This window comes from Acidimicrobiales bacterium (assembly GCA_022452145.1).
In the GTDB taxonomy this organism is placed as follows: Bacteria; Actinomycetota; Acidimicrobiia; order Acidimicrobiales; family MedAcidi-G1; genus UBA9410.
Map to the genome: position 1 here is coordinate 1 of JAKURY010000006.1, position 16,400 is coordinate 16,400.

General features: G+C 70.2%; 14 protein-coding genes and 1 rRNA gene. 2 read left to right on the plus strand and 13 right to left on the minus strand.

What is annotated here, in order from left to right; genetic code table 11:
- Both MK177_03220 and tyrS read right to left on the minus strand, forming a co-directional pair.
- Positions 1-407: ribosomal RNA gene (locus tag MK177_03220) — 16S ribosomal RNA — on the minus strand; the annotation flags it as partial.
- Between the two features lie 618 nt (positions 408-1,025).
- Entirely contained in the window at positions 1,026-2,339 is a 1,314-nt protein-coding gene (tyrS, locus tag MK177_03225; GenBank protein MCH2426328.1) for a tyrosine--tRNA ligase, read from the minus strand.
- A 168-nt stretch (positions 2,340-2,507) separates the two neighbouring features.
- On the opposite strand from tyrS, the gene MK177_03230 reads away from it, so the two are divergent.
- Together MK177_03230 and MK177_03235 are read left to right on the plus strand one after the other, a co-directional pair.
- Positions 2,508-5,210 (plus strand): transglycosylase domain-containing protein, encoded by a 2,703-nt coding sequence (locus MK177_03230; protein MCH2426329.1) that lies wholly within the window; start codon positions 2,508-2,510, stop codon positions 5,208-5,210.
- Complete coding sequence (locus MK177_03235) at positions 5,207-5,737, plus strand: hypothetical protein (GenBank protein MCH2426330.1); 531 nt, start codon at positions 5,207-5,209, stop codon at positions 5,735-5,737. The genes MK177_03230 and MK177_03235 overlap by 4 nt, the downstream gene beginning before the upstream one ends.
- Before the next feature lie 90 nt (positions 5,738-5,827).
- Here MK177_03235 and MK177_03240 read toward each other — a convergent pair whose 3' ends face one another.
- The 11 genes from MK177_03240 to MK177_03290 all read right to left on the minus strand — a co-directional run bounded on the left by MK177_03240 (position 5,828) and on the right by MK177_03290 (position 16,378).
- On the minus strand, positions 5,828-6,451 hold the full coding sequence (locus MK177_03240) for an NUDIX hydrolase (GenBank protein MCH2426331.1): 624 nt from the start codon (positions 6,449-6,451) through the stop codon (positions 5,828-5,830).
- Entirely contained in the window at positions 6,448-6,831 is a 384-nt protein-coding gene (locus tag MK177_03245) for an acyl-CoA thioesterase (protein MCH2426332.1), read from the minus strand. Before MK177_03245 ends, MK177_03240 begins: the two co-directional genes overlap by 4 nt.
- Positions 6,832-6,834: 3 nt before the next feature.
- The gene (gene argH / locus MK177_03250) at positions 6,835-8,217 is read right to left on the minus strand and encodes an argininosuccinate lyase (GenBank protein MCH2426333.1); all 1,383 of its coding nucleotides are present in this window, start codon (positions 8,215-8,217) and stop codon (positions 6,835-6,837) included.
- A gap of 4 nt (positions 8,218-8,221) precedes the next feature.
- Complete coding sequence (locus MK177_03255) at positions 8,222-9,463, minus strand: argininosuccinate synthase (GenBank protein MCH2426334.1); 1,242 nt, start codon at positions 9,461-9,463, stop codon at positions 8,222-8,224.
- Between the two features lie 72 nt (positions 9,464-9,535).
- Positions 9,536-9,997, minus strand: a complete 462-nt coding sequence (argR, locus tag MK177_03260; GenBank protein MCH2426335.1) for an arginine repressor — start codon at positions 9,995-9,997, stop codon at positions 9,536-9,538.
- Positions 9,994-10,908: an ornithine carbamoyltransferase gene (argF, locus tag MK177_03265; protein MCH2426336.1), complete on the minus strand. Its 915-nt coding sequence runs from the start codon at positions 10,906-10,908 to the stop codon at positions 9,994-9,996. Before argF ends, argR begins: the two co-directional genes overlap by 4 nt.
- Entirely contained in the window at positions 10,905-12,146 is a 1,242-nt protein-coding gene (locus tag MK177_03270) for an acetylornithine/succinylornithine family transaminase (GenBank protein MCH2426337.1), read from the minus strand. The genes argF and MK177_03270 overlap by 4 nt, the downstream gene beginning before the upstream one ends.
- A complete protein-coding gene (gene argB / locus MK177_03275) occupies positions 12,143-13,063 on the minus strand; it encodes an acetylglutamate kinase (GenBank protein ID MCH2426338.1) in 921 nt (306 codons plus the stop codon). The genes MK177_03270 and argB overlap by 4 nt, the downstream gene beginning before the upstream one ends.
- A 34-nt stretch (positions 13,064-13,097) precedes the next feature.
- On the minus strand, positions 13,098-14,276 hold the full coding sequence (argJ, locus tag MK177_03280; protein ID MCH2426339.1) for a bifunctional glutamate N-acetyltransferase/amino-acid acetyltransferase ArgJ: 1,179 nt from the start codon (positions 14,274-14,276) through the stop codon (positions 13,098-13,100).
- Positions 14,273-15,346, minus strand: coding sequence for an N-acetyl-gamma-glutamyl-phosphate reductase (gene argC / locus MK177_03285; GenBank protein ID MCH2426340.1), 1,074 nt, complete (start codon positions 15,344-15,346; stop codon positions 14,273-14,275). The genes argJ and argC overlap by 4 nt, the downstream gene beginning before the upstream one ends.
- 54 nt (positions 15,347-15,400) lie before the next feature.
- Complete coding sequence (locus MK177_03290) at positions 15,401-16,378, minus strand: NADPH:quinone oxidoreductase family protein (protein ID MCH2426341.1); 978 nt, start codon at positions 16,376-16,378, stop codon at positions 15,401-15,403.
- Between the last annotated feature and the right edge of the window lie 22 nt (positions 16,379-16,400).

Sequence of the window (16,400 nt, forward strand, 5' to 3'; positions counted from 1 at the left end):
CCTCAAGCGGCGTGGCTGCGTCCGGCTTTCGCCCATTGCGCAAGATTCCCCACTGCTGCCTCCCGTAGGAGTCTGGGCCGTGTCTCAGTCCCAGTGTGGCTGATCGTCCTCTCAGACCAGCTACCCGTCGTTGCCTTGGTGAGCCGTTACCTCACCAACTAGCTGATAGGCCGCGAGACCCTCCCGAAGCGCCTGAGCATTTCCTCACCTGGCCATGCGACCTGGTGGGGATATCCGGTATTAGCCCGAGTTTCCTCGGGTTATTCCAGTCTTCGGGGCAGGTTTCTCACGTGTTACTCACCCGTTCGCCACTCACTCATGTGACCCGAAGGTCGAGTGCGTTCGACTTGCATGTGTTAGGCCCGCCGCCAGCGTTCGTCCTGAGCCAGGATCAAACTCTCCGTCGAAATCTCAGGCCGACACCGCCGAAGCGGTGCTGGCCGTCGAATCAGTTGGTGCGGCACCGCCCGAAGGCGGTGCCGACGCGAGTTCGAGGTCGATCGGGACACCAAATCCCGGCCGACCAGGCACAGGTCAATGGTGGTCGGCCGAAGCCGGCCACCGCTGTCCGTACAGTGCTATTTGAATTGTTCAGGGTCTGTCCAGTGACGACTCGCGATCGTCTGTGGACAGCCCGCACTGGCTTTTTCGTCCTCTATCCCGTTTTCAAGGAGCACCTGGAGGCCAGAGGCCTCCCGGCACACGCCGAACACGCGGGACGGATCCCGTGTGATGGCGGTGGTGCCCTCAACCCACCTCGGTGATTCGGTCCCATCGGACCTGCCACCGGGCGGGTGCCCACGCTACGGTGGCCGATCCGCCCGGTCAAGGACGGACGCGGTACCCGTAGGCAGAGAAACACTATCCCTACGCCTGACTGGCCCCAACCCGTACCGGCGGCTTTTTGCCCTGATCGGCGTGACCAGCAACACCCGGCAGCCCGGACCTGGAGGGTCTGCCGGGAGAACGGCGGCGGTCCAGCGCGGGCAGGGCGCCGGCAGTCGGGAACCAGCAGGTGGGAACCCTCAGGTGAGCACCAGCAGGTGCCGGTTGCGCCTGCCCTTCTGGAGCAGCACGTAGCGCCCGTCCACCAGTGCGTCGGGCGGGAGGGCGACGGCGCCGGGATCCTGTCGCCGACCGTTCACGGACACCCCACCGCCGGAGAGCGTTCGCCGGGCGTCGCCCTTGGACCCGCAGAGGCCCGAGGTCACGAGCACGTCGACGAGGGATTCAGCTCCGGTCAGGTCATCGGCGGCCACCGACGTCTCGGGCACGATGCCCCGCAGCGCCTCGAGCACCGCGCCGGTGGGCGGCTCGGCACCGAACAGGCCCTGTGCGGCCAGGCGGGCCCGGGCCGTCTCTCCCTCGCCGTGGACCAGGGTGCACACCTCGTCGGCGAGGCGCTGCTGGGCCACACGGAGTTCCGGAGCCTGCTGGTGGGACGCCATCACAGCAGCCACCTCTTCGACCGGTACGAGGGTCAGGTGCAGCAGTAAGCGCTCCACGTCCCGGTCGTCCACGTTCACGAAGTACTGGTGGAGCTCGTAGGGCAGGGTCCTTACTGGGTCCAGCCAAAGCGTACCGTCTGCCGTTTTTCCGAACTTGGCGCCGTCGGCCCGTGTCACCAGGGGCACCGTCAGCCCGTGGGCCGATGCGGCCTTCCGCCGCCGGATCATGTCGATGCCGGCGGTGATGTTCCCCCACTGGTCCGACCCGCCCACCTGGAGCTCGCAGCCCAGGCGCTCGTGGAGTTCGAAGAAGTCGTTGGCCTGGAGGAGCATGTAGCTGAACTCGGTGAACGAGATGCCCTGGTCGCCGGCCAGGCGGGCCCGGATCGACTCCTTGCCGAGCATGGTCCCCACGGTTACGTGCTTGCCGACGTCGCGCAGGAACTCGAGCACGCCGACGCCGACGGTCCACTCCCGATTGTCGACCAGTACGGCCGGCTGGTCGTCGGGAGCCAGGTCCCCGTCGAACCTCAGGAACGACCTGAGCTGCCCGGCGACGGCCTCCACGTTGTTGGTGAGGGTCACGCCGTCCAGCAGGTTGCGTTCCTCGGACCGACCGCTGGGGTCGCCCACCATCCCCGTGGCACCACCGGCGAGCGCGATCGGACGATGGCCGGAGTCCTGGAACCGACGCAGCAGCAGGAGCGGGACGAGGTGCCCGACGTGGAGGCTGTCGGCCGTCGGATCGAAGCCGCAGTACACGGTGATCGGCCCCTCGTCCAGGCGCTGCCGGAGGGTCCCGAGGTCGGTGCTGTCCTGGACCAGCCCCCTGGCCACCAGGTCGTCGAGGATGCCGGCTCCGGCGAAGCCGTCGGGCTGTGGGGCGCTCATGATCACCAGTATGGAGCCTCGGAGCCGTCAGGCCGGGCCCTTTCCCACGACCCTGCCTGACCTGCTGTCCGGGACCCTGCGCACTGCCCGGCAACCGGTGCCCGGCGCCGCCCTGTGGTGGTCGTCACCCGACGCGGTTACGGGTCGCCGGGCGGCCAGACTGGGAAGATGCGGATCCTCTCCCCGGGCCTCGTGCGCGTCGCCTGCGTGGTGACGGCGCTGGCCACCGTGGCCACCTCCTGCTACCGCTACGAGACCCGGGACTTCGAGATCACGATCCCCGAACAGGCGGAGTCCTCGGTCGTGGTGGCCCGCGACGGACGCCACATCATCACGCTGGTCGCCCCCGAGAACCGCACCAGCGCCCGCACCCTGGACGAGATCCCCCAGATGGTCCGCGACGCCGTGATCGCAATCGAGGACGAACGCTTCTACATCCACGACGGCTTCGACCTCAAGGCGATCATCCGGGCGGCCCGGACCAACCTGGAGGCGGGCGGGATCAGCCAGGGTGGATCCACCATCACCCAGCAGTACGTGAAGCTCGCCATCATCCGCAATGCCGAGCAGACAGCCAGCCGGAAGTTGGAGGAGGTCTGGTACGCCACCCGACTGGAGGACGAGTACGGCAAGGACTTCATCCTCCTGCAGTACCTGAACACCGTGTACCTGGGCCACGGCGCCTACGGCGTGAAGGCTGCCGCACAGACGTACTTCAACAAGGACGTGGCCGACCTCAACCTCTCCGAGGCGGCGATGGTGGCCGGGATCATCCAGCTGCCGGGCCGCTACAACCCGTTCATGAACTACTCCAAGAGCCTGAAGCGCAGCCACATAGTGCTGGACCGCATGCTTGCCAACGACTACATCACCCCGGAGCAGCACGCGGCCGCCGCTGCCATGCCACCCCGGCTGGAGGAGTACTCGGCCCGCCTGGAGACCCGCTACGCGGCCGGCCACCTGGTGGAGGAGGTCCGGCGTTGGTTCCTGGACAACCCGGCGTTCGGAGCCAGCCGGGGAGTCCGGGAGCGGCTCCTGTTCGAGGGCGGCCTCAGGATCGAGACCACCGTCGACCTCGACCTCCAGCAGGCGGCCGAAGAGGCCGTGGAGGACCACCTGCCCGCCGGACGGGGCCACCCCGACGCAGCGGTGGTGGTGCTCGAGACAGGAACCGGCCAGGTCCTTGCGATGGTCGGCGGACGGGACTTCTTCGGCACGGACAACGACGCCAAGGTCAACCTTGCGATCGGCGGCGGACGGCAGGTGGGCTCCTCGATGAAGACCATCGGCCTGGCCGCGGCCCTGGAGGCAGGCTGGAAGGTCACCGCCACGTATCCGGCGCCCAACGTGCTGGAGTTCGAGATCCCCGGCGCCGACGAGGACAACAGGGTCTGGCGCGTCACCGGCGGCGTAGGCGGCCACGATGCCACCGAGGCCCGTTTCGAGCACGGAATCCAGGCCCTCCTGCAGTTCTACCTACGGGAGGAGCACACCGACGTCCCGCCCGACCACGTCGAGACCATCCGGGTCGTCAAGGAGGTCGACGTGGAGGACCGGGATGAGGACGCAGGGGAGGCCGGCGAGACCGAGATCACCTACCAGGCGGTGGACCTCACCCAGTGGGTGGCAAACCGCCGGTACGACTTCGACCGGGAGCGCCTCTTCCAATATCGCATCCAGATGCTGGAGGCCATCCCCACCTGGAGCTGGGACCCGTCTGAGGGCGAAGAGTTGGTGGCACCACCCGACGCCGAGGAGGTCACCCTCATCCGGGCCACCCGCAGTTCCCTGAACACGGTCTTCGCCCAGCTCAGCATGGAGATGGGCGCCCACCGGGTGGTCTTGATGGCCCGCCGGCTGGGGATCCGCTCCACCATCCAGCGGGTGAACTCGAACATCCTCGGCACGTCCAACGTCACGATGCTGGACATGGCGACCGCGTACCACACGTTCGCCAACCGTGGCGTCAACATCCCGCCGAGCTACGTGACGCGCATCGTCCGCGCCGACGGAACGACGCTGTGGTCGTGGACCAGGCAGCAGTCACGGGTGCTGGACGCCCGCCTCGCCGACATGGTGACCTGGATACTGGAGGGAGCGGTCACCCAGGGCACCGGCTGGCGTGCCAAGTTGGATGACCGACCGGCGGCCGGCAAGACCGGTACCACCCAGAACTACGCGGACGCCGTCTTCGTGGGGTACACCCCGCAGCGGACCACCGCCGTCTGGGTCGGCTACCCCGAGGCCCAGATCCCGATGATCCCCCCGACCACCGACCGCAAGGTCTACGGCGGCACCTACCCGGCGATGATCTGGAAGGACGTGATGGAGGCCGCACACGTCGGCCTCCCCGCGGAGGAGTTCGCCAGCATCATCCCCACCCGCAGCGTCCGCCCGGTGCCCGCCGCCCCTACCACGACCGTGGCCGTCGAGCCGCCCGCCGACGGTCGCCTTCCCACGCCGGACCTGCTCGGCCTCACCCTTAACAATGCCAGGGCCCTCCTCGCCGGCTCCGGCGACGGCATACGGATCGTGAGCGTGGTGGAGGTCGAGATGGAAGGCACGGAGGCCGGAACGATCATCGGCCAGGCACCGGCCGTCGGATCGACCATCCAGCCGGGTGGCTCCATGCTGCTGGAGGTGACCGTGGAGCCTCCCCCGATGGCCAGGGTGGTCGTACCCGAATTGCTCGAACGCGTGCTCTTCACCGTGACCCCAGTCCTCGAATCCCTGGGCCTCGGCTACCAGGTGATCCATGTGGCCGACCCGGACGAGCCGGAGTGGATCAGCGGCCTCGTCTGGTCCCAGGACCCGGCCCCGGGAACGGTCGTCGAGCCGGGAACCGTCATAACCCTCCGGGTGGCACCGTGACCACCCCCGCACCGGTTCGATCGGACGGTCGCAGGTTCGTCGTCCGAACGCTGGTGGGGCTGCTGGCCGTGGCCATGGTGGTGCTGTGGGTCTACGCCTTCCTCCTGGCCCCGTCGGGAAACCCGGATCGACTCCAGGACCGCGCCTGGCCCGAGGCGGCCCAGAAGCGGTGCCTGGAGGCCAGGGCGGTGATCGACTCGCTTCCCAGTGCAGCCCAGGCCACCTCTCCGGCCAATCGGGCCGTCGACCTGGACCTGGCCACGGACGTGCTCGGTGCCATGGTCGCCGACCTGGCCGTGATGCCAGGCGGCATCGACGACGACACGCACCTCGTCGAGATGTGGCTGGACGACTGGGAGGTCTACCTTTCCGACCGACGGGTGCACGCCACCCGGCTGCGGCTGGAGGGCGATGTCAGGCCGCTGCTCACAGCGCTGCCCAGTGGCACCGGCAGCGTCCTGAAGCGTATGAACGGCTTCGCCCGGGTCAACGACATGGAGGCCTGCCTGGACCCTGGCGACGTGTAGGCCCTACCCGGGGGTTCGACACTCAGGTCGTCCGGGAGCCCGGCCACGTGCCGACCGGCCCGACCCCCGGAGACCGGGATACCGGTCTGTTCAGGCCTGGAGGGCCTCGATGGCGTCGAGACGGGCAAGCGCCCGATCGGCCAGGCGGCAGAGGCCCGTATCGGCCCCGAGGGAGGGCAGGTCGGCCACCGCAACCCATCGGAGGGCCTCCGACTCGTGGTTGCCGATCGGCACGGAGCCGGGCGGCGCCAGCACCAGGAACCGGACGTCGTGGTGCTCGTGGGGGTCCTCGGCCGGCGGGTCCACGAGGTGGACGTCCAGGTCGACGGCCGGCTCCACCACCCGCAGCCCGGTGATGCCCGTCTCCTCGACGGCCTCCCGGAGCGCCACACGGGCGAGGTCGGCATCCCCGTCGGCGTGCCCGCCGGGCTGGAGCCAGCGCCGCAGCTTGGAGTGGAACAGGACGAGGATCCGGCGGTCTGACGGATCCACGACCAGCGCCGAGCCCGTCAGGTGCCCGGGACGACAGGTCCGGTCGAGGGGGTCGGCCCGGGTGTCCAGGAGTTCCAGAATCCGGTCCTGCTCCGGACCGACCGGTCCGGCCTCGACGGCGTACCGGGGATCGTGGACCTGTCGTCCGGCCAGGTCGGCCAGGTCGGCGGCCGAGGCAGCCGGGCCGGTGGGCCCGGCACGTACGTCGCGGTCCCCTCTCACCCGCCCAGGTGGGCCCGGATGGCCTGTGGCGGCACCATGGGTTCGTGGTCGCCCACCGACACGCCCACGTAGTACACGGTCGCCGTCAGGACGACGCGGTCCTCCACCCGGACGTCGAAGGCCATGTCGAACGACGTGGTCCCCCACCGCACGACCTCGGCCGTCACCACCAGCTCGTCGTGTACCCCGGCCGGTCCGTGCCAGGTGAGGTCGGCCCGGCGCAGCATCAGCTCCCAGCCGGTGGACTCGAAGTCCGCGTCCAGCGTCCGGAGCCACGAATCGGACACGTCGTCCAGGTACGCCAGGTAGTGGGCGTTGAAGACAACGCCCTGCCGGTCGACCTCGCCGTAGCGAACGCGGATGGTCTGCGTGTAGGCCACGGGTCAGTCGGCGATCCTCTTCGCCTGGGCGGCCAGCCGGTTCACGAACCGGCCCCGCTGCACGGCGACGGGCCCGGGGCCGGCACCGCCCGGCGTGGTCCGCCGCCGTACGGGGGCACCGGGAGCAAGCAGGGCGGCCGCCTCCGGGCCGAGGCGCTCGTCGGCCGACACCAGGTCGACCAGCGAGCCCTCTCCGGCCAGCGCAGCCCGCACCAGAGCCCCCACGACGGCATGGGCGTCGCGGAACGGCGTACCTGCGGCCACCAGGTACTCGGCCAGGTCGATCGCGGCGGCGTACGGGTTGTCGGCCGCGGCGGCCATGCGGTCCGTCCGGAACGCCAGGGTGGACACCATCCCGTCGAGGGCCGCCAGCGTCAGCCTGACGGTGTCGAAGGCGTCGAACAGCGGCTCCTTGTCCTCCTGGAGGTCCTTGTTGTAGGCCATGGGCAGGCCCTTGAGGGTCGCCAGCAGGCCCGTCAGGTGTCCGATGAGGCGCCCTGCCTTGCCCCGCGCCAGCTCGGCGACGTCAGGGTTCTTCTTCTGCGGGAGCATCGAGGACCCGGTCGAGAAGGCGTCGTCCAGGTCCACGAACCCGAACTCCTCGCTGCTCCAGAGGACCAGCTCCTCGCCGATCCTGGAGAGGTGCACGCCCAGGAGGGCCAGGGCGAACAACGACTCGGCCACGAAGTCCCTGTCGCCGACGGCGTCCATCGAGTTCTCGAAGCGCGCGGCGAAGCCCAGGTCTGCGGCGACCGAGTCGGGGTCCAGGGGCAGGGACGACCCGGCCAGCGCACCGGCGCCCAGCGGCGACACGTCGGCCCGGTCGCGGGCGTCCAGCAGCCGGTCCACGTCGCGGGCCAACGCCCAGCCGTGGGCCAGGAGGTGGTGCGCCAGCAGCACGGGTTGGGCGCGCTGGAGGTGGGTGTAGCCGGGCAGGTAGGCGTCGGCGGCCTCGTCGGCCCGGGCTGCGAGCGTGCCCTGGAAGGTGGTGACCAGGCGCGCCAGGTCGCCCAGCTCCCGTAGCGTCCAGAGCCGCAGGTCGGTGGCCACCTGGTCGTTACGGCTCCTCCCGGTGTGCAGCCGGGCGCCGGCGTCCCCGGCCAGCTCGGTGACCCGCCGCTCGACCGCGGTGTGGATGTCCTCGTCGCCGGCAGCGAAGGCGAACGAGCCGTCGGCCATCTCGGCCTCGACGGCGTCCAGCGCCGCGAGGACCGCCTCGGAGTCCACCTCCGACATGAGGCCCACGCGGGACAGCATCCGGACGTGGGCCCGAGACCCGGCGATGTCCTCCCGGAACATCCGCCTATCGAACGGCAGGCTGTCGTTGAGGGCCTGGAGGGCCTCTGCGGGCCCGCCCTCGAAGCGTCCGTGCCAGAGCGTCGCCACGGCCCTATGCCCCCGACCTGGCTGCCCGCCGGGCCAACGTCCTGAGCCTCAGGGCGTTCAGCCTGATGAAGCCCTCGGCGTCGGCCTGGTCGTAGGCACCCTCGTCATCCTCGAAGGTGGCGACGGCCTCGTCGAACAGGGTGTCGTCGGACTCCCGACCCACGACGGCCACATTGCCCCGGTACAGCCGCAGCCGGACGCGACCGTTCACGAAGGCCTGGCTGTGGTCGATGGCCACTTGCAGCATCTCCCTCTCGGGACTGAACCAGAAGCCGTTGTAGACCAGCTCGGCGTAGCGGGGCATCAGCTCGTCCTTGAGGTGCGCTACGCCACCGTCCAGGGTGATCGACTCCATGGCCCGGTGTGCCTTCAGCAGGATGGTGCCACCGGGGGTCTCGTAGGCGCCCCGTGACTTCATGCCCACGAACCTGTTCTCGACGATGTCGGTCCGGCCGATGCCGTTGGCCCCGCCCACCCTGTTCAGTTCGGTGAGCACGGCCGCCGGGGTCATGGGCGTGCCGTCGAGCGCCACCACGTCGCCGTTCTCATACGCCAAGTCCAGGTAGGTGGCCTCGTCCGGTGCCATCTCCGGGCTGACCGACCACCGCCACATCTCTGACGGCGGCTCCTGCCAGGGGTCCTCCAGCGGACCGCCCTCGTACGAGATGTGCAGCAGGTTGGCGTCCATCGAGAAGGGGGACTTCGTGCCCCGCTTCATCTCCACCGGGATTCCGTGCTTCTCGGCGTAGTCCAACAGGCTCTGCCTGGAGCCCAGGTCCCACTCCCGCCACGGTGCGATGATCCGGATGTCGGGCCGCAGTGCGTAGGCGCCCAACTCGAACCGGACCTGGTCGTTGCCCTTGCCGGTGGCTCCGTGGCTGATGGCGTCGGCACCGGTCTCGTCTGCGATCTCGACGAGCCGCTTGGCGATGAGCGGCCGGGCGATCGACGTTCCGAGCAGGTACTCCCCCTCGTAGAGGGCGTTGGCCCTGAACATCGGGTACACGTAGTCCCGTACGAACTCCTCCCGGAGGTCCTCGATGTAGACCTCGGTCACCCCCATGGCCTCGGCCTTGGCCCGCGCCGGCTCGAGCTCCTCGCCCTGGCCCAGGTCGGCGGTGAAGGTCACCACCTCGCAGCCGTAGGTCTCCTCCAGCCAGCGCAGGATGATCGAGGTGTCCAGCCCACCCGAGTAGGCCAGGACCACCTTGTCGACCGCCGTCCGGTCCGTCTCGTCACCGCTCACTTCTCTGCCTGCTTTCGTCAGCCTCGGGCCCTCGTATCCGGATGCACCGGCGCCCACGTATCCACGTCGTTCTCAGAGCCCGGCCAGGGCCCGCAGGGCCGTGGCCAGCTGCTCTCCGGTCGTTCCCTCGGCGGCCACCACCATCAGGGTGTCATCGCCGGCCACCGTTCCGATGGACCCCTCGATCCCCGTCCGGTCCAGGGCCGACGCGACCACGTGGGCCGAGCCGGGCGGGGTCCGCAGCACGACGAGGTTGCCCGAGTACCCCACGTCGACCACCCACTCGCCCATTACACGCCGCAGCTGGTCGATCGGCACGACCCGGTCGGCCGGATGCTCGGGGATGGCGTACATGCTCTCCGCGCCCGGCACCCGTACCTTCACCGCCCCCAGGTCGTCGAGGTCGCGCGACACGGTGGCCTGGGTGGACTCGATGCCCTCGTCGGCCAGGAGGCCCACCAGCTGCTCCTGGCTGGTCACCACGTGGCCGGCCAGGAGCCGCTCCACCCGGTGCTGTCGTTGGTGCTTGCTCACGTGACTCCCCCTACTCCGTGGACCGCCTCGCCCAGCAACCAGGCCAGCAGCCCCCGGGCGGCATGCATCCGGTTGGCGGCCTGCGGCCAGACACGGCTTGACGCCCCGTCGACCACCCCGTCGGTGACCTCCTCGCCCCGGTGGGCGGGCAGGCAGTGAAGGAACAGGGCACGGGGGCCGGCGGCCTCCATGAGAGCCTCGTCCACCCGGAACCCCTCGAAGTCCCGCAGTCGCCGGGCCGACTCCTCCTCCTGGCCCATCGAGGTCCAGACGTCGGTGTAGACCACGTCGACGCCGGCCACCGCGTCGGTCGCCCGGTCGAACTCGGCCACCACCACGCCGGCGGCCGCCAGGCGATCCCGGTCGGCCTCCGGCAGCCGGTAGCCGGGTGGCCCGGCGAACCGGACGTCGGCGCCCAGCATCCCCGCCGCCAGTGCGAGCGACCGGAACACGTTGTTGCCGTCGCCGACGTAGGCGACGGTCCTGCCGGCCACCTCGCCGAGCTCCTGTCTGATGGTCAGTACGTCGGCCAGGGCCTGGAGTGGATGGGCGGCGTCCGACAGCATGTTGACGATCGGCACCAGCTCCTCGCCGGCCATCCGCTCGACCGTGGAGTGGGCGAACACCCGGGCACCAATGCACCCGTGGAAGCAGGCCAGCGTGCGCGTCACGTCCTCGACGGACTCCCTGACGTCCAGGCCGACATCGGCCGCCTGGATGTGGACGGGGTGGCCACCCAGTTGGAATACGGCCATCTCCATGGAGTTGCGGGTACGGGCCGACGGCTTCTCGAACACCAGCGCCATGCCGCGTCCAGCCAGTACCTGTGGCGGCGATGGGTCCACGGCCAGGTCCAGGACCCGGTCCAGCTCTTCGACGGTGAGGTCGTCGACCTCCAACAGGTGCCTCATCGGTTCGCCTCCCCGGCGGCGTCCGCCGCCATGACACCGGCCAGGATCTCGACGCCCTCGGCCAGCTCGTCGCTGGACACCGTGAACGGGGGTGCCAGCCGCAGTGCAGTCGGCGTGACCCCGTTTACCACCAGGCCGGCATCCAGGCACGCCCGGGCCACGTCCGGCGCGGTCCGGCCGGCCAGTACCTCGGGCTGCAGCTCGGCTGCCAGCAGCAGGCCCAGGCCCCTGACACCGGCCACCCCCGGCACGCTCTCCAGCAGCGCCGTCAGCTCGGCGCCGCGCTCGCGTGCAAGTCGGGGTGCGTCGATCTCCTCCATGACCCGGAGTACCTCGCGGGCCGCCGAGGCGGCCAGCGGCTGGCCGGCGAAGGTGGACCCGTGGTCTCCAGGCCCGAACGCCGATGCCACCTCGGACGTTGCCCACACGGCGCCGATGGGCACGCCGTTTCCGAGGGCCTTGGCGACCGTCACGATGTCGGCCCGGATCCCGGCATGGTGGAACCCGAACCAGGCACCGGTGCGACCCAGGCCCGTCTGGATCTCGTCCATGACCAGCAGGATGCCCCGCTCATCGCAGAGCCGTCGGACGCCCCTCAGGAACTCCACGTCGGCCGGGTTGACGCCTCCCTCGCCCTGGAGGGGCTCCAGCAGGATCGCACCGACCGACGGGTCGATGGCCGCCTCGAAGGCCGCCACGTCGTTCCAGGCGGCATGCCGGAAGCCCTCGGGCAGCGGCTGGAAGGGCTCGTGCTTCTCGGGCTGGCCGGTGGCTGCCAAGGTGGCCAGGGTCCGACCGTGGAACGACCTGAAGGCGGCCAGCACGCCGTGCCGACCCCGACCGTGGTACTTCCGGGCCAGCTTCAGGGCCGCCTCGTTGGCCTCGGCACCCGAGTTCTGGAACAGCACCCGACCGGGTTCGGCCTGGTCGGTGCCCGACCGGACCAGCGCATCCAGGCGCTCGGCCACCTCCAGCTGCGGCTCGGTCACGAACAGGTTGGAGACGTGCAGGAGGGTGGATGCCTGCTCTGCCAGGGCTGCCGCCACCCGGGGGTGGGCGTGTCCGAGGCCTGTCACGGCCAGGCCGCAGAGGAAGTCCAGGTACCGCTTCCCGGAGTCGTCGAACAGCTCCGTACCGGCGCCACGGACGAAGGTGACCGGGGGGAGGCCGTAGTTGCCCATGAGCACCTCCGGCCACCGCTCCCGTCCTGTGCCGGCGCTCGTGGCGGTGGTGGTCATACCTGCACCCCGTCCACGCCCCTGCCGTCGGCGGCCACGCCGCCGTCGGGCAGGACCATGGTGCCGATGCCCAGGTCGGTGAAGAGCTCCAGCAGGAGCACGTGGGGTATCCGACCGTCGACCATGTGGGCCGAGCCGACGCCCGCATCCACGGCATCGATGCAGGCCTGCACCTTGGGAATCATCCCGCCGCTGATCGTGCCGTCGGCGCTGAGGTCGGCCAGGCCCGAGAGGTCGATCCGGGAGATCCTGGACGCCGGGTCGTCGGCGTCGGCCAGGAGGCCCTCCACGTCGGTCAGGTAGAGGATCCGCTCGGCTCCCAGGGCTCCGGCCACCGCTGCGGCCACGGTGTCGGCGTTGATGTTGTAGGCCTGTCCGCTCGGGTCAACCCCGATGGTCGAGACCACCGGGATGAGGTCTTCGGCCAGGAGCCGCTCGATGATGGCCGGGTTGACCGACTCGACGTCGCCCACGAAGCCCAGCTCCGGGTCCCGGGCCGAGGCCCGGATCAGCCCGGCGTCCTCCCCGGAGAGGCCCACGGCCAGGGGCCCGTGCCGGTTGATGCCCGACACGATGTCCCGGTTGACCTTGCCGACGAGGACCATTCGGGCCACGTCGAGGGTCTCGGCGTCGGTGACCCTGAGGCCGTCCCGGAACTCCGACACGATGCCCAACCGGTCCATCAGCGCGCCGATCTGGGGACCACCCCCGTGCACCACGACCGGCCTGATGCCGACAGAGTGCATGAGCACGATGTCCTCGGCGAACCGGGCGGCCAGGTCCTCGTCGCCCATGGCACTTCCACCGAACTTGACCACGATGACCGAGCCGGCGAACCGCTGTATGTACGGCAGGGTCTCCACAAGCACTGCGGCGCGCCGTTCAGGCGAGAAGCCCGAGAGAGGGCCTGCGCCCACGGAATCAGACTGGTCCATGTCGTCCTCCACGTCCCTACGAGGTCCGCATGTTCTCGTCGATGTAGGCGTGGCTGAGGTCGGTGGTGACGATCCACGCCGAGCCGTCTCCCTGCCCCAGGTCCACCTCGAGGTCGATCCTCCTGCCCGCCATGTGGGTGGCCAGGGCCATCTCGTCGACCGGCTGGACCTGTTCGGCTGCGTAGACCACCTGGCCGCCGTAGGCGATGGTGATGGTGGCAGGGTCGAAGGCGATGCCGGCAGCCCCCATCTCGGCGGCGATCCGGCCCCAGTAGGGGTCCTCTCCGTACCAGGAGCACTTCACCAGCTGGCAGTTGGCAGTGTCCCGTGCGCCCGTCGCCGCCTCGGCGTCGGAGACTGCGCCGGTGACCGTCAGGAACACCGTCTTGGTGGAGCCCTCGGCGTCGTCGGCCATCTGCACGGCCAGGTCCCGGCAGGCGTCGGCCAGGGCGGCCCCCAGGTCGGCCGTGTCCACCGGTCCGGCCGTCCCCGAGGCCAGCAGCAGGACGGTGTCGTTGGTCGACTCGGCGCCGTCCACGGTGAGGCAGTTGAACGAGACCCCGACGGCGTCCCGTAGCAGGTCGGTGGCCGTGGACGGGTCGACCTCGGCGTCGGTGGTCAGCACGGCCAGCATGGTGGCCATGTTGGGCTCCAGCATGGCGGCGCCCTTGGCCACCCCGCCGACCGTGAACGCTCCCCCCTCGGTTGTCGGGCCGGTGGTCACCGTGGTCCTGGGCACCGTGTCGGTGGTCATGATCGCCCGGGCGGCGGCCAGGCCGCCGTCAACGGTCAGTGCTGCGGCGACCGTCGGGATGGCCGGGGCAATCCGGTCCATGGGCAGTGGGAAGCCGATGAGGCCGGTGGAACAGACCAGGACCTCGTCGGGTGTGCAGCCCACGGCTTCGGCGGTCAGGGCGCACATGGCCTCGGCGTCGGCCCTGCCCGCCGCACCGGTGGCCGCGTTGGCGTTGCCGCTGTTCAGGACCACGGCCGCCGCCCGGCCTCCGGTGGCCGACAGGTGGTCCCGGCAGACCAGGACGGGCGGGGCCGTCATCCGGTTGGAGGTGAACACGCCAGCCGCCGTGACCGGCGTGCCGTCGGCGGTGGCCACCATGGCGAGGTCGTCGGCACCCGAGGCCTTGACCCCGCAGGCCATGCCGGCTGCCACGAATCCGGGCACCGCCGTGACGCTCACGGGTACACCCCTATCGAGGTGAGGCCGGTCGTCTCGTCGAGGCCCAGGACGGCGTTGGCACACTGCACGGCCTGTCCGGAGGCGCCCTTCACCAGGTTGTCGATGGCGCAGATTGCGAGGAGCAGGCCGGTGCGTGGATCCACCCGGGCGGTCAGGTGGGCGGCGTTTGAGCCCAGGGTGGCCTTGGTGGACGGCGACCGCTCGTCGGTGACCACGAACGGCTCGTCGGCGTAGAAGTCGGACAGGATCGCCATGGCGCCGTCGGTGTCCAAGCCGCCGTCAACAGGCCGGGCGTAGCAGGTGGCCAGGATCCCCCGGTTCATCGGAGCCAGGTGGGGGGTGAACAGGACGCTCACCCCGGCGACCGTGGTGCCGTCGGCCAACGTCGAGATTGCCTGCTCAATCTCCGGCGTGTGCCGGTGGCCGAGACCGGATCCGCCCGGACTCCCCACCAGGCCGTATGCCGAGACGTCCTCGTCCACGGCACAGAACGTGGTGTTCGGCTTCGGTGGCCGACCTGCGCCGGACACGCCGCTGGCCGCATCCACGATGATGCCGGCCGTCTCGACGGCGCCGGCCCGCACGAATGGCGCCAAGGCCAGCGCAGAGGCGGTGGGATAGCAGCCGGCGGCGGCCACCAGCCGGGCACCGGCCAGGTCGGACCGGAACAGCTCGGGGAGGCCGTAGACGGCCTCATCGAGCAGGGCGGGTACCTCGTGGTCCTCGCCGTACCACGCCGGGTAGAGGGCAGCGTCCCGGAGCCGGAAGTCGGCGGCTAGGTCGACGACGTGGCCGACCCGGTCGAGGAGCTCGGGCACCAGGGCCTGGGAGGCCCCATGGGGCAGGCCCAGGAATGCCACGTCGCACCCGTCGACCGCCGACGGGTCGGCCGGAGCGTAGGTCAGGTCCGGGTAGTGGGCGGCCAGGCTCGGGTAGAGGTCGGCCACCGCGGTGCCGGCCTGGGTCTCGCCGGTGGCGACTGCCACCTCGAAGTCGGGGTGGCCGGCACAGAGCCGGAGGAGTTCGGCCCCGGTGAATCCCGACGCCCCGATGATGGCGATCCTGCGCATTGGGACAGTATGCCAACTTCTGCATATTGATACAACATTACTATGCAGTGTTATTTATATCTGCAGGTCAGCAACCACTTTGCCCACGGCCTTGCGGTCGGCGATGTCCTGCAGAGCCCGTGGCGCGTCGTCGAAGCCGTACGGCGGGTGGAGCAGCGGATCCACCGCACCCTTTGAGGCCAGGGCGAACACGGAGGCCATCTGACGACCCAGCGACCCGGGATCGCGGGCCAGCGAGGCCCCCCAGTGCACGCCGACCACCGAGTAGTTCTTGAGCAGCACATGGTTGGTCTTCAGCTCGGGGATGCCGGCCACGAAGCCGATCACCAACAGGCGACCATCCCATGCCATGCACCGACGGACCTGTTGGAAGGTCTCGCCCCCCACCGGGTCGTAGGCCACGTCGACTCCCGTACCACCGGTCAGCTCCCGAACCCGCTCGACGAGGTCGTCCACCTCGCGGTGGTCGATCACCTCGTCGGCGCCCAGGCCCGCACATGCGGCCACCTTCTCCGCTCCACCGGCCACCGCGATCACACGCGCCCCTGCCGCCCGACCCAACTGGATGGCCGCCGATCCCACGCCACCTGCCGCCCCGGTCACCAGCAGCGTCTCACCGGCCGCCAGGTGGGCCCGATCGTGGAGGGCGAACCAGGTCGTGCCGTAGTTCATCGGCACCGCCACCGCCTTGGTGGACGGGAGGGCATCGGGCACCTCGAACACCGATCCCTCCGGCAGCACCACCCGCTCGGCGAGGCCCCCACCCAGGGCCACCACCCGCCGACCGACGAGTGCCGGGTCCACCCCGTCGCCGACGGCTGCGACCCGACCGGCCGTCTCGCTCCCGGGCGAGAACGGCAGCGGGGGCTTCACCTGGTACTCGCCACGGCACTGCAGGACGTCGGGGAAGGCCAGGCCGACCGCCTCCACGTCCACCAGCACACGTCCGGGCTCCGGAACCGGGTCCGGCACCTCGTCGAGGACCAGCCGCTCGATCGGATCACCCAGCTCGTGGAGTCGCCATGCACGCATGGCACCGACGGTACCCGTGGGG

What these genes read in the sequence shown, in the direction of transcription:
- tyrS (MCH2426328.1), bottom strand. Translation starts at nt 2,339, where the DNA reads ATGAGCGCCCCACAGCCCGACGGCTTCGCCGGAGCCGGCATCCTCGAC.
- MK177_03230 (MCH2426329.1), top strand. Translation starts at nt 2,508, where the DNA reads ATGCGGATCCTCTCCCCGGGCCTCGTGCGCGTCGCCTGCGTGGTGACG.
- argF (MCH2426336.1), bottom strand. Translation starts at nt 10,908, where the DNA reads ATGAGGCACCTGTTGGAGGTCGACGACCTCACCGTCGAAGAGCTGGAC.
- MK177_03270 (MCH2426337.1), bottom strand. Translation starts at nt 12,146, where the DNA reads ATGACCACCACCGCCACGAGCGCCGGCACAGGACGGGAGCGGTGGCCG.
- argC (MCH2426340.1), bottom strand. Translation starts at nt 15,346, where the DNA reads ATGCGCAGGATCGCCATCATCGGGGCGTCGGGATTCACCGGGGCCGAA.
- MK177_03290 (MCH2426341.1), bottom strand. Translation starts at nt 16,378, where the DNA reads ATGCGTGCATGGCGACTCCACGAGCTGGGTGATCCGATCGAGCGGCTG.